15 protein-coding genes and 1 pseudogene are annotated in these 21,240 nt (G+C 68.7%); 13 read left to right on the forward strand and 3 right to left on the reverse strand.

Annotation, left to right across the window (positions count from 1 at the left end):
• Positions 1 to 34 precede the first annotated feature (34 nt).
• Complete coding sequence (locus P2Q00_RS10555; RefSeq protein WP_275771746.1) at positions 35 to 1,084, reverse strand: alpha/beta fold hydrolase; 1,050 nt, start codon at positions 1,082 to 1,084, stop codon at positions 35 to 37.
• 1,545 nt (positions 1,085 to 2,629) lie between these two features.
• Here P2Q00_RS10555 and P2Q00_RS10560 point away from each other — a divergent pair.
• The 13 genes from P2Q00_RS10560 (at position 2,630) to P2Q00_RS10620 (ending at position 20,412) form a co-directional block, all read left to right on the forward strand.
• Positions 2,630 to 4,048 (forward strand): cytochrome P450, encoded by a 1,419-nt coding sequence (locus P2Q00_RS10560; protein WP_275771749.1) that lies wholly within the window; start codon positions 2,630 to 2,632, stop codon positions 4,046 to 4,048.
• A gap of 839 nt (positions 4,049 to 4,887) precedes the next feature.
• Positions 4,888 to 5,421: a CbrC family protein gene (locus P2Q00_RS10565; RefSeq protein WP_275771750.1), complete on the forward strand. Its 534-nt coding sequence runs from the start codon at positions 4,888 to 4,890 to the stop codon at positions 5,419 to 5,421.
• An 819-nt stretch (positions 5,422 to 6,240) separates the two neighbouring features.
• The gene (locus tag P2Q00_RS10570; protein WP_275771751.1) at positions 6,241 to 6,573 is read left to right on the forward strand and encodes a hypothetical protein; all 333 of its coding nucleotides are present in this window, start codon (positions 6,241 to 6,243) and stop codon (positions 6,571 to 6,573) included.
• 63 nt (positions 6,574 to 6,636) lie between these two features.
• Complete coding sequence (locus P2Q00_RS10575) at positions 6,637 to 6,948, forward strand: pore-forming ESAT-6 family protein (protein ID WP_275771753.1); 312 nt, start codon at positions 6,637 to 6,639, stop codon at positions 6,946 to 6,948.
• 60 nt (positions 6,949 to 7,008) lie between these two features.
• Positions 7,009 to 7,407, forward strand: a complete 399-nt coding sequence (locus P2Q00_RS10580; protein ID WP_275771755.1) for a DUF6507 family protein — start codon at positions 7,009 to 7,011, stop codon at positions 7,405 to 7,407.
• Positions 7,408 to 7,409: 2 nt separating this feature from the next.
• Positions 7,410 to 10,004, forward strand: coding sequence for a hypothetical protein (locus P2Q00_RS10585; RefSeq protein ID WP_275771758.1), 2,595 nt, complete (start codon positions 7,410 to 7,412; stop codon positions 10,002 to 10,004).
• 15 nt (positions 10,005 to 10,019) lie between these two features.
• Positions 10,020 to 10,886: an immunity 49 family protein gene (locus tag P2Q00_RS10590; protein ID WP_275771760.1), complete on the forward strand. Its 867-nt coding sequence runs from the start codon at positions 10,020 to 10,022 to the stop codon at positions 10,884 to 10,886.
• Between the two features lie 120 nt (positions 10,887 to 11,006).
• Positions 11,007 to 11,300 carry a hypothetical protein gene (locus tag P2Q00_RS10595; protein WP_275771762.1) on the forward strand — a complete coding sequence of 98 codons (294 nt, stop codon included), beginning with the start codon at positions 11,007 to 11,009 and terminating at the stop codon, positions 11,298 to 11,300.
• A 13-nt stretch (positions 11,301 to 11,313) separates the two neighbouring features.
• Positions 11,314 to 12,663 (forward strand): EsaB/YukD family protein, encoded by a 1,350-nt coding sequence (locus P2Q00_RS10600; protein WP_275771764.1) that lies wholly within the window; start codon positions 11,314 to 11,316, stop codon positions 12,661 to 12,663.
• A 475-nt stretch (positions 12,664 to 13,138) separates the two neighbouring features.
• Positions 13,139 to 14,206 carry a MinD/ParA family ATP-binding protein gene (locus P2Q00_RS10605; RefSeq protein ID WP_275771765.1) on the forward strand — a complete coding sequence of 356 codons (1,068 nt, stop codon included), beginning with the start codon at positions 13,139 to 13,141 and terminating at the stop codon, positions 14,204 to 14,206.
• Positions 14,203 to 18,213, forward strand: coding sequence for a type VII secretion protein EccCa (gene eccCa, locus P2Q00_RS10610; RefSeq protein ID WP_275771767.1), 4,011 nt, complete (start codon positions 14,203 to 14,205; stop codon positions 18,211 to 18,213). Before P2Q00_RS10605 ends, eccCa begins: the two co-directional genes overlap by 4 nt.
• Positions 18,210 to 19,631 (forward strand): DUF6177 family protein, encoded by a 1,422-nt coding sequence (locus tag P2Q00_RS10615; RefSeq protein WP_275771769.1) that lies wholly within the window; start codon positions 18,210 to 18,212, stop codon positions 19,629 to 19,631. The genes eccCa and P2Q00_RS10615 overlap by 4 nt, the downstream gene beginning before the upstream one ends.
• A 262-nt stretch (positions 19,632 to 19,893) precedes the next feature.
• Complete coding sequence (locus P2Q00_RS10620) at positions 19,894 to 20,412, forward strand: hypothetical protein (protein WP_275771771.1); 519 nt, start codon at positions 19,894 to 19,896, stop codon at positions 20,410 to 20,412.
• Here the strand turns inward: P2Q00_RS10620 and P2Q00_RS10625 are convergent.
• Both P2Q00_RS10625 and P2Q00_RS10630 read right to left on the reverse strand, forming a co-directional pair.
• A pseudogene (locus P2Q00_RS10625) lies at positions 20,412 to 20,594 on the reverse strand (MerR family transcriptional regulator); the annotation flags it as partial. The gene P2Q00_RS10620 and the pseudogene P2Q00_RS10625 overlap by 1 nt on opposite strands.
• Positions 20,595 to 20,613: 19 nt before the next feature.
• Complete coding sequence (locus tag P2Q00_RS10630) at positions 20,614 to 21,231, reverse strand: DUF6000 family protein (RefSeq protein WP_275771772.1); 618 nt, start codon at positions 21,229 to 21,231, stop codon at positions 20,614 to 20,616.
• Positions 21,232 to 21,240 lie beyond the last annotated feature (9 nt).

Raw genomic sequence — 21,240 nt, forward strand, 5'->3', positions numbered from 1 at the left:
TTCACGTGCCGTCCAACTCGGTAACGGCGCCACTTTACGGCGCAGCGGGGTGCCCGCCCGCCAGGGCTTCCACGGCTGCCGCGACCTCATGGGGGCTGGAGATCATGGTCAGGTGGCGGGCCCGGGGAATGAGGGTGGGGGGCGGCGCGCCGATACGCCGGGCCGTCTGCTGCGGAGTCTGCTTGCTGAACACGTCGTCCTGCGCGCCGAACACGACCGACTTGGGAACGCGGAGTCCGGCAAGCCGGGCCACCTGGCTCTCCGGAAGGCCGGGCACGCCCTCGCCGAGCATGCTCCACAGAGCGGCCTCGGCGCCCGGCACCCGCAGCGGCAGACGCCACTGATCCAGTCCGGCGGAGTCGAGGCGCGGGCAGCCCGGTCCGCACTGGGCGTCGTAGAAGGAGCGGATCAGCCAGTCGACGCCAAGTCCCAGGCGCAGCAGGCTGGTCCGATAGGGATCGATCAGCACGTACTTGAGGGCCGACGGCGGACCGGCGCCGGTGTCCAGGGCGTCCCCGTCGAGCAGCATCACACTCCCGATCCGCCCCGGCGCGCGCAGCGCCGCCTCCGCGACGACGGCGGCCCCACTGGAGTGACCCACCAACAGGGGCCGCTCCCCCGGCCCGCCGAGGTGCATGGCACTGAGGAAGCCCAGGAATTGCTCTGTGAAGTGGTCGACGGTGTACGGGCCGCGGCGCTGGCTGTAGCCGTCTCCGGTCAGATCCAGCGCGTAGACCCGATGATCGCGCGCGAGCAGCGGGGCGAGCCGTGACCAGGTGTCCACCTGCTCGAAGGCACCGTGGACGAGGACGATGGGCGAGCCGGTCGTGCCCCATGTCTGGTAACGGGTGCGGATGTCGGCCGCCTGGACGTAGCGCAGCCCTGTGGGGGGCGCGGCGCGTTGTGCCGTGAATGCGTTGTAGACCAAGGAGGTTGTGGTGACGACCAGCAGTAGGACGGAGCAGCTGAGCACGAGCCGCCGCAACCACCGCCTGGCCTTCGGTCGGCGCTGCGACGCCGGGTGTGCGGGATTGGAATCCGCGGGTGGGGGCTCGATCTGCCCGGCCTGGGAGTCGGCTTCCACGTCGGTTCCTGTCTGTCCTGGCCGACGATCTCGACGGCTTTCGTCCCTGCCCCACAAGGATCGCCCTGTACGGCACCGAGATCATCCACCGAGAGTCGTCAGCGGGCGTACTCCCGTGGGAGTAATCGCGGCCGGGGCGACGCACAGCTGGGCACCGAGCGGGTCCGATCGCGGCCCCCGTTTCCTGCTGAGCGGCGGCGCGACCGGCATGCGGTCCTCGGTGTTCCGTCGGCGCCCGAGCAGGAGTGGCTGACGCACGTGCTGACCGCCACCGACGCCGGCGGTCAGCACGTGCGAGGACGGCATCTGGGAGATCGCGGGCTCGTTCGGGAATCCAGTCCCAGTGGTGGCGAGAGCCGCCGACCGGCGCGGGCGGCAGCACACCAACGGCGTGCTCGTCCGGGCCCGGAGCAGGAACCGCTGGGCATTCGTCGCCTGAGCGGCTCCCCACCTGGTCCTGCTGAATCCCCCGGCTCGCGTCTGGCGCACCTACCAGGTACATCTCCCGGCCACACCGGAATCACGCTTCGGCGGCGGAGACCTCTCCTCCATCCCTGGCCTCATGGGGACTCCGACGCCGCTCCGGGTGGGCCAGCCCGAGGCGTTGAAGGAAGTGCTGTCCGAAGTCGCTTCTCCCTACCCGGAGTTGATACGGCGGTTGTTCAAGGACGCCATGTGAGACTCCGTGCCACACAGGCACATTGAGCCGCACCCAGATGATCTCGTCAGGTGCGGCAGGGGCAGGGGCGGCACCCGAGCGGTCCGCTGGCCGCTCCTTGAACAGAAGGCCTGGGCCCGACTCCGCATCGACCACGGTCAAGCGCTCGCGGGCCGGAGGCGGCGGAGTCGTACCCGTGCTTCCGCTGAGCGGCTGACTACGGACTCCGTCGGTCTGGGATTAGGCCGACTGGAGGCCGCAAGGCCTACACCGGCCTCGCGCCCCGGTCCGACCGAGTCGCAAGACGGACTCGACGGCCTCCGTGACACCGCGAGACAGGCGCTCTGGAGTCCGACTGGGCTCCGTTCCGGTACGGACACGGACTGACGCGGCCTGCTCGTGGCCGGCAGCGTGCGCCAGCACTGCCGACACGGATGCCGGCTCATACCCCGCAGCGGTTGAGCACATGCGGAAAGCATGTCGTAGCCGCTACCGACACGCCTACTACGGAACCCTTACGCAGTAGCTGAATTGCCCCTAGATCACGGCTAATAGCCGGCCAGGCAAGGCAGTTCCAGTACGTGCGGTCCAGGCCGCCGCTAGCGCCGCTCAAGCCCAAGGAAAGCAGCTCATCGGGGCTGTCCAAAAACGCCGCACTGAGCGGTCTTTATATATGCAGGGGCACGCCGAGCCGGCTAGGTTCTGTCCGGCGGATCATGGTCGGAGCCAGAGTCTGACCGCTGCGGTGGTGACGGTGCCGTGGGACTTCGAGGCATTGGTCTGGCGGGCCGAGGCGATCGCGTCGTCCAGCAGCTGCTGCAGGCTTGCGGGGCTGGTGCGCGTCCAACGTGGCGCAGGACACGTTCATGACAGGATTGTGCTGGGGAATGTTCAGGGAAGTCATAGGGGCGCCCACGATTGCCGTGAAGGGATTACCCGTGACGTCCACTGCGCCTCCCCCCATACCCCGAGCCGCAGGATCGTTTCCGCTCATCGGTCACGCGCTGAAGATGCGCGACAACCTCGGCTTCATCGACTCGCTGCGCGAGACACGGGAACCCCTCGTCGAGATCGTCCTGCAGCCCGGGACGCGCACGATCGTGGTCCAGGACCCGGCCCTGATCCACCAGATGCTCAAGGCCCTGGGACCCAGCCTCGACAAGGGCCGGCTCTACGACAAGCTGGGTCAGCTGCTGGGCGACAGCGTCGTCACCGCCACCGGCCGCAACCACGTACGCAAACGCCGCCAGCTTCAACCCGCGTTCGCCCACACCGAGATCAGCCGGTACGTCGACCTCATGCGCGCCGAGGTGACAGCCACGGTCGCCGCCTGGGAGCGCGGGCGGTCCCTCGACGTACGCGAGGCGATGGTCGGGCTCAGTCTCGACATGCTGGCCAAGACCGTGTTCGCCGGCAGCCTCGACGACGCCGTCTTCCGCCGGCTGCGCAGCGACCTGTCGGTGGTGATGAACGGCGTAGGTGCGCGCATGATGCTGCCCGACTGGGCCGAGCGCCTGCCGCTGCCCTTCAACCGCCGCTTCGACCGGGCCCGGGCCGGGGTGCGCACCACCATCAACACCGCCGTCGACGACCTGCAGGCCTCCGGGCACGACACCGGGGACATGCTCTCCATGCTGCTGCGCGCCATCGACGAGGAGACCGGCGAGCCGCTGACCGGGCATCAGATCAGCTCCGAGATCTTCACCCTAGCCGTGGCGGGCACCGAGACCACCGCGTCGGTTCTGTCCTGGACCCTGTACGAGCTCGCCCGCAACCCCAGCGTCGAGGCCCGGGTCCTGGCCGAGCTGGACGAGGTCCTCGGCGAACGGCCGGTCGCCTTCGACGACGTGATCCGGCTGCCGTACCTGAACTGGGTGATCACCGAGACCCTACGGCTGCACCACCCCGGCTGGCTGGTCACCCGCCGCACCACCGAGGAGACCCGGCTGGGCACGTGGACGCTGCCCGCCGGCACCGAACTGGCCTACTGCCAGCACGCCCTGCACCGCGACCCCGCGCGCTTCCCCGACCCGCTCACCTTCGACCCGAACCGGTGGAACGACGCCACGCAGACGCTGCCGCCGGGCGCGTTCCTGCCCTTCGGGGACGGCAAGCACAAGTGCATGGGGGACCGACTCGCCCTCACCGAGATGGTCACGGCGCTCGCGACGATGCTGCGTTCGGTACGGCTGGAGCTCGCCGAGGGCCGGGTCGTCCGCCAGGTCGCCCGGCTCACCGTTCGGCCGCGCGCCCTGCGGATGACCGTCCGCCCCCGGACCCGTCCCCGAGCCGGGGTCGGCCTCTAGCGCGTGTCTCTTGCGGCGCCACTGGTCAGAGACGGTGCCGGCGTTGCCGTCCCCCTCGCACGCCATGCCCATCAGCCTTAGCGCTCTCGTCCCCCGGCCCGCGTACGGGGCGAAGGCACCCACGATGGCTCCTGCTACGCCAATCCCTGCGGTTCTAAGTCCATCCCACCCTCCGAACCAGGCCCCGACGGCGAGAGTGGCGGCCAGCAAGAGCGGCGCGTTGGACAGCAGCACCAGGCGGGCCGATCCCTGCCGGCGTCGCCCAGGTGCTGAGTCATGCTCTCCGGCCCTTCCCCAACCCCCCTGCCCTTCGCCACCTCCCTCCGCGAACGGTACGGAGTGGCGGCAGAAGGGGAGACGACCGGACCTACTGCCGGCTCTCCCGTACGCGGAACGGTGCGACGACCTTGCGCAGAAAATTGCCAAGGACTATGAGCCGCAGGGCCCAGACGTGTGCGAAGCCGCGCATGAGCGGTCCCTTCGTGACGAGTGATCCTCCCCATACCTTCCCTGCACAAGATCGGGGAACGCGTGATGCGGCAACCGTGGCAAGAAATGGCGGTTCCAGGCCCCGCCCAGCTACCCGCCGGAGCCCCGTCATCTGCACCTGGCCACCCGGGAACTCAGGCTCTGGGACTAGGACGTCACACTGTTCGTCGGCGCTCGCGCAGTGCTGTCGAAGGCGACATCCGCCGCATACGGCGGCCCCCTCGACCCCACCAGCTTGATCAAGAGCCACCCTTGTGGACAGAGTGCATCTCCATGGGGTTCACAGAAGCGGCCGTCGACTCAAAGAGCACCGGCGACGAAGTCGCCATCTCCCTTCCTGGGCGGCAGCATTGAGTACCCGCCTGCCCTTCTTCCGCTACCACCCTGCCCCCCTCGCAAGCGGATCGATCCGTGCGAGCGCCGAGGAGTGCGTCTGCTGCAACCGCAGCACGGGGTGGATCTACACCGCGACCTTCTATACCGCTCAAGAGGTCAACGGGGACTTCTGCCCCTGGTGCATCGCCGACGGCAGCGCCGCCGAACGATTCGCAGGTGAATTCACCGACTCCTACGGGCTCGTCGGCGTCAGCGAGGAGACCCTGCGAGAGGTCACCCGTCGCACTCCTGGCTTCCATGCCTGGCAGGATCCGCACTGGCTCGTCCACTGCCGGGACGCTGCCGCCTTCATCGGCGAGGTCGGATACACGGAACTGGCGGCCCACCCGGACGCCCTCGACCAGCTCCGTCTCGACCTGCGTATGGGCGGCTGGCACGATGCTGCCCAGCTCGAGCGCTTCCTGACCCACCTCGGCGAAGACGCAAGCGCCATGCTCTTCCGCTGCACCATCTGCGGCACCCATCTCGCCTACGTCGACGCGTCTTGAAGCGCATGCCGTCGGCTGACCGCGCTGATGGTCAACAGCGGTTGCCGCCGTAACGCACAAACAGCAAACCTTCGGGGCGCTCCCCCGCACGCATCTATTCATTGTCCAGAGGGACATAAAAGTTGCAGGATACGCAGGAGGGGGTCACGCACCAACTGACCTGCAACAAAGAGTGGCGAGGGGGGCTTCCTCTCTAGCAGGGGGACCCGTAGGTAGGGGCATTGGCAAAGCCATCGACGCCCCCTCACGGGCCCGGTCATCGCGACAAGCGTCTCCTCTGCAAAGACCTCCCACTCCAAGGCGTGCTTGCTCGCGTGAGTGCGGCACCCGGGGCGTCTGCCTGCTCACCATTACGTCAGATACGACTATCACCCGTTGCAAGGATGCAAGGAGGAGAGTCTTCAGCCCGGCGGTCTGGCCGACCATCGTCACCTCCCAAGGCACGGGATCCTGCACCGCGTTGTGGAGGGGGATTCGAGTCCCGTCCGTGATCGCCCCTTCCGGCTGCCGGTTCACGCTGCCCAGCTCCAATTGAACCCTCCGAGCTGGGCGGATACGGGCTGCTCGAGCGGACCTGGCAGGGCGGCCTGGGCCAGGTGACCTGGGGCAGTAGCCGGGCGGGGAACCGGCCGCGCTGCACCCCGCACGTCTTTCACGGCCCCTCATGAACTAGATCACGCCACTTCGGCCCCTTTTACATTGCGCCTGCAACGTGTGGCACGAGAGGATGTTCGATGAGCTGTGAGGCGTGCGTGACACACGATCACGTCGCGGCGATCATGCAGCAATGGCACACAACACACTTACGGGGGTGGGTTGATGAAGTTCGACATGGGGTCGACGACCCTGTCGGAGCTCGGAAAGAGCACCGTCGGTTCCAGCGAGGACCTGGGCGCGCTGATCAGACTGCTGATCCAGGCGGCGGAGCCGCTCGAGGGGAAGTTCAACGGGGCGGGCAAGGCGGCGTTCGACGCGTTCAAGGCGCATGCCGACGAGATCACCAACGAGCTGAACGGCTCGCTCGGTGCGATCCTGGGCGGTCAGTCCGGCATGGACACCGCGTTCGGTAGCGGTGATGTGGAGCTGGGCGACAACGCGCACCAGAACATGGGCGCCGCCAACTTCGACGCGGCCCGCTTCGGCGCACGCTGAGCGTCGTAACCGCCAGCCGTCAAGCCGCCTTATCCGTCACCAACTTCAGGGGGAAACTCGATCATGGCTCAGAACCAAGACCGGCGCTCCTACGACACCGGCGCCTCCGCCGAGGTCCAGGGCAGCCTCGCCGGCGTCATCGGTCAGCTGGAGCGCGTACTGACCGACCGCGACCGCGCGGTCAAGACCGCGATGGCCGACTTCACCGCGGACGGCGTCGCCGACGAGTACCACGGCAAGGAAGTCCGCTGGCACCGCGTGGCCAGCGAGGTCCGCGAGATCATCCGGCTGGTCCGCTCGACGATGGAACAGAACGACGGCACCGCCCAGTCGACCCTGGCCAAAGCCAAGTCGGCTGTCGACAACATCGGCTGACACAGCGGCAGGCGCACGGCGGGCAGATGCCCGGCAGGTACGGGGACGAGGGGGAATGTCGTGACGGGGTGGGACATCCATCCGGCCGGGGTGTACAGCGTGCTGTCCAAGACGGCAACCGCGGCGAAGGACATGTCGGACGCGGGCTCGGCGATGCAGGGCACTCTCGAGGAAGCCGCCTCCGCGGCGGGGACGCTGACCAGTCAGTACGGGCCGTACACCAGCACGGTCGGGTTGGTCGGCTCGGCACTGGGCCAGTTCGCGGAGCACTGGGGCCGGGATCTCCTCTACATCGCCAAGCGGACTTCGAAGTCCCTGCACGGAGCGGATGAGGCCACCCGCCACTACATGGCCGGCTCCCTGGAGCAGGCGGCGAACGCCCAACAGGCGGCCGCCAAGGAACCCAAGGTGGACATGCCCGGCAAGGGTGAGACGGGTCGTCCCCGGGAGGGCCAGTAGCGGTGGGTGACGAGGCGAAGCTCATAGACCCGTCAGGGATCCCGCACTTCATCGGCGACCTGGCCACGCTCGATACCGATGTGATGCTGCTGACCGCGGACGCGGGCCAGTTCCGAGCGTCCGGCTCGGATGTGCACACCGAGTTCCAGGGTCTGTCAGCGTTTTATGCGGCGCCAGAGGCGGAGCAGCTGTTTGCCACCACGCTGCCGGTGAAGCAGAAGTCGGACGCGTTCGCCGACGACCTGGAGAAGGTCACCACGGCCCTGTCGGACTACAGTTTCGAAGTCCAGCCGCTGGTACAGAAGTTGGACGCGCTCAAGGCCGACGCGACCGCGTTCGTGAACTCGGTGACCGGGGACGACGACTGGCGCAAGGACCAGGACAAGGTCGACCACAACAACGACCTGTGGCACGACGTCAACCATACGGTCGCCGCCTTTGAGGCCGCCGAACGCGCTGCGTACAACAAGATCATGGCGCTGATCGGCGGAGCCGCGCTGAGTGCCGACGACGGCTCCCATGGCAAGAACACGTACGGCTACAACGCCGACGACCTCGACCATGCCAAGGAAACTCCCTGGGGGGCGCCGGTCGAGCGGGAGTATGAGGGTTGGTCCTGGCTGGTCCACCAGGGCAAGCAGGTCTGGGACGGCGTCTGGCACGACGGTGTCATCGGCACCCTCCACGGCCTGGGCACCTTGTTCGGCTCGGACGGCTGGGGCGCGGCCGGTGAGGCCTGGAAGAACCTCGCCAAGCTGGGCACCGCCACCTCCCTCACCAGTGCGACGCTGGGCGCCTGGTGGCTGATCCCGGACGACCAACTGCCCTCCTGGCTGCGTGATTCGCGCAAGGTCCACAACCAGGCGGTGAAGGGCTTCGTCGCCTACGACCAGTGGAAGACCAACCCGGCCCGCGCGGCGGGCGCGTTCGGCTTCAACGTGCTGACCGTGGCCGGCACCGAGGGCATCGGCAGCGCGGCTAGCGGGGCGGGCAAGGTCGGCGCTGCGGCACGTACCCTCTCGGTGGTCGGCAAGGTCGGCCGGGCCATCGACCCGATGACCTATGTCGGCAAGGTGGGCAAGTTCGCCTTCGTCAAGGTCGGCGACACCTTCAGCACGCTGAAGAACCTCCACACCGGCAAGTACCTGGACATGGCGAACGTCGGCGACAGGTACGCGCCTGCCGAACACCCGATGCCGCTCGCGGAACGCCCGGTCTCCGTGCCCGACAGCGCCATCGAGTACGTCGACGCCAAGGGCAACCCGGTCTATCTCACCAGCGACGGCCACGTCCTCAATGCCGACGGCACACTTCACCAGCACGTCAACCAGGCCGAGGTCGAATCATCGGCCGCCGACCGTGCGGGGAGCGACTCCACGCCACGCTCAACGACGTCAGGATCCCGGGAGCCCGAACTCGTCGGGGCTCACGCATCGAAGAATTCTGTCACCCACACGGGTCGTGCCAGTGAGCAGGCTGCAGGGAGCAGCGCACGAGATCTCGGGAACGGCGCAGCTACCGGGGAGCGCCCGGCTACAGGCGCCAGCGGCGCTTCACACGGTTCGGGAAACGGCCCCGTAGCGGGCCGCGGCGTGTCCGGCACCGGCCCGCAGCATGGCCAGTCGCATGACGGCGCCACGCACTCAACAGGACCCGATGAGCACAACACGGACCGTACGCACGGTGACGGCGCCCAAGGCGAGCGACAGCGGGAGCTGACTCCTGCCGAGCGTAAAGCCATCCAGGACGAGCATGTCCGGAAGGCCAACGAAGATCCCGAGTGGCGCAAGGACCACTACGACATCCTCGGACGCAGGAAGCCCAACATCGGGCTGGTGGACGGAGTCGAACTCCCTCAGCTCGCGAAGGATCCTCACGGGCATTGGGTCGCCAAGCACAACTTGCCGAGCGGTCCCTCCGAAGTCCGGTTCGGCTCGAAGCCGCTCCCGCGGGGTACTGCGCCCGACAAGGTCCTGCCGACTCTCGACAGGCGGGCTGCGGAACGTCAGGCCTATCGGGACCTCATGAATGCGCAGAGAGCGTTTGAAGGGACGCCCTCCGCATCGAACCACGAGGCCCTTACCACTGCTCAAGAGACGTACGCCAAACAGCTTGGTGACGTGCCACCCAACAGTAAGATTTCCGAGAACCTGGGTGAGGACGCCTCCAGGCTCCATGCGATTCCGCACGAGTTTCCGGGTGCCGAGGCCATCAAGCTTCCCAAGACAGCCAACGGCGCCCACATGTTCGACGGGGCATACAGGATCAAGGACGACGGAATCCTGATAGCCGAGGACAAGGCTCCAGGGAACGACCTCGACTGGCGGCAGGGGCGCGCCGATCCTGAAGACCCCACGAATCCACATCTCGGCGACGACGGCGGCGCAGCGGGCATGAGGGTGAAGCAAGGCACGCTTCTGTACCTGCGGACCATCATGGCCGAAATGACGAAACGTGGCGGTCGTGACGCCGAGCTTGCACGTGAGTTCCGGAACGCGCTGAAGACAGGGAAGTTGAGATACGTCCTGGTCAAGGCCCAAGAGCCCAACGGCTCCCTTTATGATGGTGTCATAGTGGAAGAACTGAAGATCTACTGAGAGAAAGGGGGGTCCGTGGTCATCCGCATTCCCCGCCACGACTTCCCCGTGGACAACGCGGACGAAGCCATGGCGCCGATCATCCAGAGCACCATAGAGACACTGTCGGAACTCGAAACCTCAGAGTTCGACCGTTTCGACGCTCTGGATTACACGCTGACCCTCGCAAAGTGGACCTGTCTGACAGATCCCGCGGCAGGGGAATTCCCGACGTGGGAAGCGTGGGTCACCGCGATGCAGGTGGGCTCGGGCCTGTTCATCTCAGGAGCCGCCGCGGAAGGCCCCGTGCCATGCCGTATCGGAAGCAAAGGTGAGATCAAGAGCCTCCCCGCAACCGGCCCTCAGGAGTACCTGCACGCGGGCAACTGGCTCACCTCGTACTACCTGGCCGTGATCTGCCGCGACAACGAGCGCCTCGACCAACTGGCCCGTATTCCCACCTCGTTCCTTCGCGCTTCCGGAGTGGAGTTCGACGAGTACATCTATGCGTGGGTGGAGACGCTGCAGAACGCCTGGTTCGGCCGCCAGGAGACCTGGGACACCCTGGTCACCGCCATCAACGGCACAGACCCAGCAGCCCCCCACATCGCCAGTGCCGAACTCATGCTCAAGATCCTCTACCCGCCGCTGGAGATCTTCCATCGCTACCAGCGACAAGAGCCGGAACCATTCAACGCCGCCCTGGCAGACGCGGTCACCTGGCACCGCGAGTACTGGACTGGCGATGCCACACGGCCCACGAGCAGCGAGGGACTAGTGGCACTGGGCCCACTGGCCATCGCCTGCATGGCCTTCGACGCAGACATCCCCGTAGAAGTCGAGTCCGAGTACCTGCCCAAGCATCTCTTGGAACGGACGTGGGTCGGCGAATTCCCCACCTGATACGCCGGAGCCTCCCGCCTCGGACGCTGGCACATCGACATGAAGGATGTAGTGGTCGACGGGCAGGAAGCGCTGATCTTCATCCAGGCCGTCGCGCCACCAACGATTCGGAATTGAGCCATGTCAGCCCAGGACTACGACAGCCAGCTTCTTGAGTCGGTCTCGGTCCGGCGTCGGCGGCTGCGGGACGCTGTGCTGTTCGGCGGGCAGCGGCAACGGCGCACCGTGGATGAGCGGCTGGGCAAGGTGTTTGCGGGTGTGGTGATCGCTGCGGTGTTGTGTGCCGGGTGTGTGGGGTGGTCGTTCGTTTCGCATCGGGTTCTAGGCAAGAGCGCGAGTCCGTACGGGACCTCGACCACGGTGCCGTCCTCACCACCCACCCAAACGCCGACCGGTGCGTCTTCTGCCCGGTGATAGGTTCGAACGCGTGATATCTACGGGGGCATCGAGCCGTGCGGGGCTGGCGTTGAGCCGGGTCACTCTGGTTGGTGAGCGACGGCGGGTCGATCTTGTACTGCCGTCGCAGGAGCCGATCGGGCGGCTGCTTCCCGAGGTGATGCGGCTGCTGGACGATCGGGTTGGTACGCGGCCGCAAACACGTCATCTGGTGGCGGGCGACGGCAGTGTCCTGGACCCGGACGCCACCTTGGAGTCGGCGGCTGTGGCCGACGGTGCGGTGTTGCGGCTCGTGCGTGTCGAGGACGCGCCGTCCGCGCCCGTCGTCCACGACGTGACCGATGAGGCCGCCGACGATCTCGACGTACGGGCCTGGCGATGGCGGCCCGCCGCGCGACGCGTCGTCGCCGGGGGCGCGACGGTCGGGTGGGCGCTGGCCGCCTCCTTCCTCGCACGGCAGGCGTTCGCCGCGCAGACCGTGGGTGCCGTGCTGCTCGTCATCACCGTGCTCGCCGCAGCCGTGGGAGCAGCGTTCGGCCGGGCCGGACTCCGCGGGCTGGCCGGCACACTCGTCGTCACCGCTGGCGCCCTGGGTGTGTTCGGCGTGTGGAGTCTGGCCGATGCCCAGGGCTGGTCGGGCGCGGTGCGGCTTGCGGGTGTCGCCGGGGTGACGGCCGTCTCGCTGCTGCTCCTCGGATGGTGCTCGCCACTCGGACGCGGCGGGGTATTCGGGGCTGCTGCGCTCGTTGGAGGCGGGCTGTGCTGGGAGGTGGTGCTCGCCTTCCAATCGGCGGGGCGGGCCGGTGCGCTGCTCGCCGTCGTGTCGGTGGTCGTACTGGGACTGCTGCCTCGGTTCGCGTTGATGGCATCCGGGCTTTCGGGGCTCGACGACCGACGCTCGGGCGGCGCATCGGTGAGCCGCTATCAGGTGTCGACGGCGCTCGCGGCCACGCACCGCGGGCTCACGCTCGCGACGATCGTGACGGGGGTGTCCGCCGCCGTCGCCGGGGTGCTCGTGCTGCGTACGACCACCGTGTGGACAGTGCTGCTCGCGATGGCCGTCACGCTGGTGCTCGCGTTGCGGGCGCGGGCGTATCCGCTGGTCCCTGAGGTCGTCGCGCTGCTCGTGGCGGCCGCGGTGGTGGCGGTTCGGCTGGCCTGGGTGTGGCTGGAGCGCTCCGGTGCGGTCGGTCCGCTCGCGGCGCTGGTGGTGCTGGCGGTCGTGCCGCTGGCCGTGCTCGCGGTGCAGCCGCCCGAGCATGTGCGGGTGCGGCTGCGCCGGTTCGGCGACGTGCTCGAGTCGGTCGGAGTGATCGCGCTGTTCCCGCTGGTGATTGGCGCCTTCGGGGTGTACGGGCGGCTGCTCGGCACCTTCGCGTGAGCGTGAGGCGGCAGCGATGACCAGGGCCCAAGGCGGCGGTTGGCAGGACGAGGTGCTGCGCGAACTGCGGGGCAGCGCGCCAGCGCCGGCCGGTTCGGAACCTGCGGCAAACGCGAACGACGCCTCGGAGCCCGATGGCTTTGAGCGCGGTACTACGGCGGGCCAGAAGGAAGCGGAAGGCGCCAAGGCTCCCCTCCCGCTCCGTCACCCCGCCGAACAGCGCCCCAACCCGGGGCAACCGTCTCCCCCGCACACCGGCTCGGCTGCAACCCCCGGTGACATACCGCCGCATCCGCCCGTGAACCCGACCCGGCCGGCCGAACAGGTCCCGCGGCCGGTGTCCCAGTCTCGTCCTCTCTATCCCCACACCACGCCCGATCACGACGCCACCGCCCCGCCCGCGCCTGTAAGGCCGGGCCCCTCCGCTACCGACCCTCAGCCCCAGCTCCCCGAGCCCGCCTCCACCGCTCCGGGTATGTACGCGCCCCAGCCCGAAGCCCGTCCGAACCTCCAAGAACAAGGGGCCCCGGCCGCCCGCCCCGCCGAGCCCTCCGTAGCCTCGCCGGCGGCGAGCGGCAGGCCGGTCGTCCGTCACCGCCCCGGCAGCCCCGCTCTCCCCTTCCCCACCCCCGAATCCGTCCCCACCATCGACCCGCGCCTCGCGCTCGCGCTGGGAAAGCCGTTGCACGGGGATTCCGTGGCGCGGCGGACCGGGCAGTCGATACGGCGGCTGACCTCGTCGGCCTCACAGGAGGTCGGCGAGGAGACGCGGATCGGTCGGGAGTTGCAGCAGCCGGTCACGACGGGTCGGGTGATCGCCGTGACGTCGATCAGGGGCGGTGTCGGCAAGACGACGGTTGCCGCGCTGCTGGCCCGTACGTTCAACCACTACCGGCACGATCCGGTGCTCGCGCTGGAGGCGGACGCCGCGCTCGGCACGCTGCCGGTGCGGCTTGGCGCCGAGTCGGTGCGCTGGTCGTGCACCGAACTGGCCCACATCCTCACGCCCTCGATGCAACTCACCGACATCACCGGGTACTTGGTGCCGGTTACGGACGGCGGCTGGCTGCTGCCCGCGAGCCAGGGACGCCTCGGCCCCCCGCTGGACATCCGCACCTACCGCACGGTGACGCTGGCGCTGCGCCGCTACTTCTCCATCACGCTGGTGGACTGCGAGACGCTGCCCGGTGAAGTGGCCCGTACCGCGATGGACACCGCACACGCCCGCGTGGTCGTCGCCCCCCTCACCGCCGAGGGCGTCGGCGGTACACGCATCGTTCTCGACTGGCTCGCCCAACTGCCGCACGATGCCCTCGCGTCCACCGTCGTCGCCCTCACCTCGGGCACACCCGACCTGAACCTCAACCTGAAGACGGCCACAGCGCATCTGCGCGAAACAGGGGTCACCATCGTGCACCTGCCTTACGACCGGCATCTCGCGGCCGGCGGACCCATCCGTACCCAGCTGCTCGGCTCGGCCACGCGCCGCGCCGCCACGCAGCTCGCGGCGCAGGCGCTGCAGCGGGCGGTGCAAGTCCGATGACGCAACACCTGATCCACCGCCCCGCCCGGGCCACCCGCCCGCTGCCTGCGACCCGGGCCCGCACCATCGAGCCGCCGCCGAATCTGCCCGAAGGAAAGATGGGCACCGCGGCCACGGCATTGCTGCCGATGGCCGGTGTCATGTCGTCCGTGGTGATGATGACCGTCATCCGCTCCAGCCAGTTCGCGGGCCTCGGCGCGGTCGTGCTGGTCATCGCGCTGCTCGGGGCCGTGGCGCTGTTCCTGTCGCAGCGCGGCAAGGCACAGCGACAGCGGCGGGTGCAGCGCGAACGGTATCTGGAATATCTGGAGGAGCTGCGCGAGGAGCTGGGCACGGCCGAGCGGGCACGACGGCGCACCGCACGGGAGTTGAACCCTCCGCCGTCGGCCCTGTACGACCTGGTGCGCGATCCGGCGCGGCTGTGGGAGCGGCGGCGTACGGACGCCGACTTCCTTCGGGTACGCATCGGCATCGGTGACGTACCGGTGCAGGACGTGGTGGTCGGGCAGAACTCGGCGAGTGGGGTGCTCACGCCGCCGGACCCGTTCATGCTCAACGAGGCGCGGGCGCTGCAGGCCCGGTTCGCGACCACGACCGACCATCCGCTGACGGTGCCGCTGGACCGGGCGGGCAACGTGAGCGTGGTCGGCGACCGCGAGGGCGTCCTGCGCGTCGCCCGGGCGCTGCTCGTGCAGGCCGCCGTCACGCACGCGCCCGACGACGTTGCGCTCGCGCTGGGCGTGCCCGGGGAGCATATGGCGGAGTGGGAGTGGGCGAAGTGGCTGCCGCACCTTCTCCAACCGGACGAGCTGGACGGGCCGGTGGCAGCACGACGCATCGCGCCCGATCTCGCTCAGTTGGCCCGGGGCGTCGGTGGCGACCTGAAAAAGCGCTCCTCTTACGCCGCCGAGGTGCGCCGCGGCCTGTCCGACCGCACCGCGCTGAGTCTCGGCAGCCGACTGCTCGTGGTGAGCGACGAGTACGGGGAGAACGCGGCCGAACTGCCCCGCCCGGACGCGGCGGTCGCCCTCGGCGACATGGGGGTGACCGTTGTGCACTTGCTCGCCGAGCAGGTACACGAGCCCGATCAGGTCGCCGTGCGGATCACCGTGGGCGGGGAGCGGGTCACGGTCGACGACCTGCGGGGCGAGCACGTCGTACGAGTCTCGGGCGTCCTGGATCCGGTGAGCGCCGCCGGCGGCGAAGGGCTCGCCCGGATGCTGGCGCCCCTGCGCCTGTCCGGCGAGTCGGCCGCCGACGGCACGCCGGTGTCCGGCCCGGTCGACTTCCCCCAACTGCTCGGCATCGACGCCCCTGCCGCCTTGGACCTGGTCCGGCAGTGGGCGCCGCGTGGTGAGCGTGACTTCCTGCGGGTGCCGATCGGGCTGGACGACCAGCACGAGCCGGTGCTGCTCGATCTCAAGGAGTCGTCCGAACTGGGCATGGGGCCCCACGGGTTGTGCGTGGGCGCCACCGGCTCCGGCAAGAGCGAGCTGCTACGCAGTCTCGTACTCGCGCTGGTGACCACGCATCCGCCGGAGGATCTGGCGATGGTGCTCGTCGACTACAAGGGCGGCGCCACCTTCGCCCCGTTCACGGGCCTGCCGCATGTGGCGGGCGTCATCACCAACCTGGAGAACCAGGCCGGTCTCGTCGAACGCGTGCACACCTCGCTGGCCGGTGAGATCAAGCGACGTCAGCAGGTCCTCAAGGATGCCGGGAACATCGCCGACATCGGGCACTACCGGGCGCTGCGCGCCACCGCACGCCCGGACCTCGAACCGCTCCCGCATCTGTTCGTCGTGATCGACGAGTTCGGCGAGCTGATCACCGCCAAGCCGGACTTCATCGACCTGTTCCTCTCCATCGGCCGGATCGGCCGCTCCATCGGCGTGCATCTGCTGCTGTCCAGCCAGCGCATCGAGGGCGGCAAACTGAAGGGGCTGGAGACCTATCTGTCGTACCGGCTGGGGCTGCGCACCTTCTCGGCGGACGAGTCGCGTACGGTCCTGGAGACCACGGACGCCTTCAACCTGCCGCCGCTGCCGGGCTTCGGCTATCTGAAGGTCGACACGTCCACGTACACGCGGTTCAAGGCAGGCTTCGTCTCCGGGGCCTACCGCGGGCCGGTACAGCGCGATGCGGTCGCCGACGACGAGCCGCTGGCCTGGCTGTATCCGTCGTACAACACGCTGGAGACGCCGACCGGGGCGGCGGCGGGAAACGACGGCGCGGCCGTGCCGCGCGAGCGGGACAGCGGGCCCACCGTGCTGTCCACCGTGGTCGACCAGCTCGCGGACGCGGCCGGGCCGGTGCGGCGGATCTGGCTGGCGCCGCTGCCCGACGCGGTGACGCTGAGGGGAGCGGCCGGGCCGGTGCAGGCATCGGCGGACGGGCTGCAACTCGCCCGCACGGAAGGCCCGTTGCGGGTTCCGCTCGGGGTCCTCGACGACCCGGCGCGGCAGTGGCAGGGCCGGTGGGTGCACGACCTGAACACGGCCGGCGGGCACACGGCCGTCATCGGCGGCCCGCAATCCGGCAAGACGACCCTGCTGCGCACCCTGGCCCTGTCCCTCGCCGTCACCCATACACCGCACGACGTCGCGCTCTACGGTCTCGACCTGGTAGGCGGCGGTCTGAGCGCGCTGTCCGGCCTGCCGCACGTCGGCGGGATCGCGGGGCGCGCCGATCATGAGCGCGCCGCCCGCACGGTCGCCGAGGTGCGCACCATGCTCGCCGAACGCGAGGCCCTCTTCCGTGAGCACGGCATCGACTCCGTCGACCAGCTGCGCACCCTGCGCGCGAAGGGCGAGCTGCCCGAACTCGGCTCCACGGATGTCGTCCTGCTCATCGACGGCTTCGGCGCGCTGCGCGACGAGTTCGCCGACCTGGACGACTCCGTGTCCGACCTCCTCAAACGCGGCGGCGGCTACGGCATCCACGTCGTCGCGGGCATGCTCCGCTGGAACGACGTACGCATCGCCACCCAGTCGATGTTCGGCAGCCGGATCGAACTGCGCCTCAACGACCCCGCCGACTCCTCCGTCGACCGCAAACTCTCCGAGACCCTGTCCGCCGACACCCCCGGCCGTGCCCTCACCGACGGCAAACTCTTCGCGCACGTCGCCCTGCCGCGCCTCGATGCGCTCGCCCAGGCCACGGACCTGGGGCCAGCCCTGGAGGACGCCGTTCGCTCGGTGCGCGCCACCTGGCACGGCGAACAGGCCGCTCCCGTACGGGTGTTGCCCACCCGACTGCCCGCGCAGCGCCTGCCGTCCACTGCCGCCGTACCGCACGCGGTTCCCATCGGCGTCGACCAGGAGTCCCTGTCCCCCGCCGTCCTCGACCTCTTCGGCACCGACCAGCACCTGCTCGTCCTGGGCGACAACGAATGCGGCAAGACCAACCTCCTCAAGCTCATCTCCCGCGCGCTCGTGGACCGATACAGCGACGACGAGCTCGTCTTCGGCATCTTCGACCCGCGGCGCGGCCTGCGCGGCGTGATCCCGGAGCCGTACCGCGGCGGCTACGCGCACAACGCGAAACTGTCCGCCGCCCTCGCCACCGGCATCGCGACCGAACTGGAAAAGCGCCTCCCGGAGAGCGCCGACCCCGACGCGGTGAACGACGAACCGGCCTTCACCGGGCCGCGGATCGTGATCCTCATCGACGACTACGACATCCTCACCACCGCCGGACAGCAGCCCCTCGACCCGTTCCTGCCCTACATCTCCTCGGCCCAGGACATCGGACTGCACTTCGTCGTCGCCCGCCGCGTCGCGGGCGCCTCGCGCGCGCTGTACGAGCCGTTCCTGACGACCCTGCGCGAGACCGGCGCCACAGCCCTCGTGATGACCGGGGACCGCACGGAGGGCCAGCTCTTCCCCGGCCTGTACGCCTCTGCGCAGCCGCCCGGACGGGGCACCCTGGTCCGCCGCGGCCGCCGTCACCAGCTGATCCAGACGGCCCTCACAGAGGAGACCGACCCGATGGAGACCCCCGCGTGACCAAGGACGTCATCGCGCTCACCCCGAAGATGCCCGACACCCGTTCGCTCCTGGCCGGCCTACATGCCGGCGGCCCCGAGCTGAGCCTGACCGCCACCGACGACGGCGCGGTCCTGCAGCTGTGCACGACGGGCGGGCGCCCGCTGGTCTCGGTCGAGGCGCCGGTCCTCGTCCATGTCCCCGGCGAAGCCAAACGCCTCCTCGGCCCCCAAGTAACAGCGCCCGAGCTGCCGTTCTGGTGGACCGAGACCCGCGCCTCCACGGCCGTACCCGAGGCGGAGCACCTAGCGGGATCCGTGTGCGGCCGCCTGACGATGCTGCTCGGCGGAACCAGCTGGCCACCCGGCGCCGCACACACGGTGCATGTCCCGGTCCCGGACGACTCGACGGACGAGCAGCCGCAGACACCCCCCTCGGCGCTCCCCATCGTCGACGTACTGACCGAATCGACCGCGGTCGTCCTGGCCGACCGCCCACTCGCCCCTCTCACCGCCTGGCTCACGGACATCCTGCGCACCACCGCACAGACGAACCGTGCCCTCCACCTCGTCACACCGCCCCACGTCCGCCTCACCCTGCCGCTGCGCACCGCACTGGGCGGCGCGCCCAACCGCTGGGTCATCCAGGCCCCTGCGGGCGGCTACTACGACGGCCTCTCCGGCGTACAACTCACTTGGCAGAATGGCACGTTCGCGCCGACCGACACCACCGTCGCCGACGCCTTCACGGCAGCGAGCACACCCCCCGAGCAACGGCAACTCACGGTTTCGTTCCGCACGGTGCACGCGCCCGACCCCGACCTCGTACTCGGCCGCGCCCTCGAAGCAGCCTGGCACCACCTCACCGGCGCGGCACCCACCGGCTGGGGCACCGCAGAACCCGTCAACCTCCCCTGGTCCCCACGCCAGTTGACCGACCTCGCCCGCGACCGGGCCCCCGCCCCCACCCACCTCATCGCGATCGGCAACCCCGCCCACCCCGCCATCGCCACCCACCGCATCACTCGCACCACGGCAGGCGTGGCCGAGGACACGACCCTCACGCTCGGCTACGCCACACCCACCGAAGTCCCCCTAAACACCCTGGAATCCCTCGCCGCCACGCTCGTCGGCTCCCACGGCCTGACGACGATGCTCACCACCCTCCGCAACGGCCGCACCGACCTCACCCTGCCCGCACACCTGGAAGCGCCACCCCTCCCGGTCTCCTTCACCCTCGGCCCGCGCGACGTGCGCGCCGTGGGGCTTACTCACGCGCGCCGCCCACCCCTCGCTACGAAACCGCGGCAGCTCGGCTCGCCCAGCTATCCGGCGCTCCACTACCTGCTTGGCGACGGAACCGATGCCGGGGCCTGGACGGCGCTTCAGAGCCTTACCAGCCATCTCAAGAACAGCCCGGGGGCCGCCAGTTCGGCGTAGCAGCCGAACTGGCAGGGTCTTGGATGTCTTCAGACCGGCCAGAAGGCCCAATACAAGGGGATGCAGAAGCGGAACAGGCAGAACCAGCAGGCGCTGCAGAAGTGCGCGAACGACCCCACGTGCACGAGCTTGCCCATCCCGTAACCAGAGGACGTGCTACTCACCCGCGTCTGCAGAACTGGCGTTCGTTCGACCCGAACAGTCCGTCACAATCGCGCCACACCGCCCACCCGTCACGTGCCGCACGTCCATGATCGCCCGCATGAACAGAACCCTCGGCGCCGCCGCGCTCGCCGCCACCCTCCTCACGGGACTCACCGCATGCAGCAACGGCACGTCCAACAGCGGCTCGGGCTCGTCGCAGAAACCCAGTGCCACCGCGAGTAAGCCGCTCACCGCCAACGCTGCGTTTGCGTCCGTCTCCGGCAAGGTCAGTTCCGCAAAGCTGTCCGGCACGGTCACGGCCGAGAACGACCCGAATCACCTCCTCGGTCGGCCGAACCAGTACACGTCGAAGGTCACCTTCACGGACAGCAGGATCAAGGCGGCCGACGTGGCTGGCACGGAGAAGGGCGACATCGAACGCGGCGGCGCCATCGAGGTGTTCGGCAGTCCGGCCGATGCGGCAGCCCGCGCCAAGTACATTCAGGCCGTCACCAAATCCATGCCCGCGCTCACCGAGTACGACTACGTCCACGGGACGGTCGTCATCCGCGTCTCGCACTACCTGACGCCCGGGCAGGCCGCCTCGTACAAGACCGCAGCCGCACACCTCTCTTAAAGCAGTTTCCGGACCAGATCAGTGTCTGTGCCGGACCAGCTGGCCAGCACCAGCCGGATGTCCGCCAAAGGCATCCCGGCCCGGCGCAAGCGGGCCAGCAGCCGGGCCTCTTCGAGCTGCTCGGGTTCGTACCAGCGGTAACTGCTCACCGGATCCACCCAGGCGGGGACCAGCACACCGGCACACTTCCTCATCCAGCATTTACGAGAAGTCGCCAGAGGCGACTTCCGCGAATGAGCACCACGACTGAATCTCGGCCTTCATTTGAACGGGAGTGTATATCGCCGATTCACCGGCTCGAACCCAGCGGTCCCATACTCCACCTTTTTGAATAAACTCTGACGAATAATTCGTTTCCAGATTTTCATCCAAAACAAGCAATGCACCCAATGCCCACGGCTGGTCGGCACGTAGATCAAGCTGCCCAAGATACCGATCCAAATAACGAGCAAGGGTATTCGCATCGACCCTGGCACCGAATCTCGCAAGGGCAAAACAGTACCCCTTGCCGGCATGGCGATCACTTCGCTCAATCAGCAGCCTTGAGATCTCTTCGCGCAACTCTAGCCGCAGGCCGAAGCCCGCGAGCCAAGCCCCTGTGAGCCGTTCCCTCCAGTCGCCGCTGAAGAGCTCGCTCAACTCGTCGTGAGTGATCTCATGTGAATCTGCTGCCAGTTGTTCGCCGAACACCTGAAGCTCACCCTGGGGCAAGTGCATGAAGTTGCCACCGAGAAGCCGTTTATACCTCCGACCAGCCAGGGCGTACCTCCCGAACACGTCGGTTCGCCCTGGCTTGGCCGCACCACCTTCAGCACTCATGCGTAAGCC

It is taken from the genome of Streptomyces coacervatus, from assembly GCF_029223485.1.
Lineage (GTDB): Bacteria > Actinomycetota > Actinomycetes > Streptomycetales > Streptomycetaceae > Streptomyces > Streptomyces coacervatus.

Coding starts and splice junctions, on each gene's coding strand:
- P2Q00_RS10560 (WP_275771749.1), top strand. CDS start 2,630: ATGTTCAGGGAAGTCATAGGGGCGCCCACGATTGCCGTGAAGGGATTA.
- P2Q00_RS10570 (WP_275771751.1), top strand. CDS start 6,241: ATGAAGTTCGACATGGGGTCGACGACCCTGTCGGAGCTCGGAAAGAGC.
- P2Q00_RS10575 (WP_275771753.1), top strand. CDS start 6,637: ATGGCTCAGAACCAAGACCGGCGCTCCTACGACACCGGCGCCTCCGCC.
- P2Q00_RS10595 (WP_275771762.1), top strand. CDS start 11,007: ATGTCAGCCCAGGACTACGACAGCCAGCTTCTTGAGTCGGTCTCGGTC.
- P2Q00_RS10605 (WP_275771765.1), top strand. CDS start 13,139: ATGTACGCGCCCCAGCCCGAAGCCCGTCCGAACCTCCAAGAACAAGGG.
- eccCa (WP_275771767.1), top strand. CDS start 14,203: ATGACGCAACACCTGATCCACCGCCCCGCCCGGGCCACCCGCCCGCTG.
- P2Q00_RS10620 (WP_275771771.1), top strand. CDS start 19,894: ATGAACAGAACCCTCGGCGCCGCCGCGCTCGCCGCCACCCTCCTCACG.
- P2Q00_RS10630 (WP_275771772.1), bottom strand. CDS start 21,231: ATGAGTGCTGAAGGTGGTGCGGCCAAGCCAGGGCGAACCGACGTGTTC.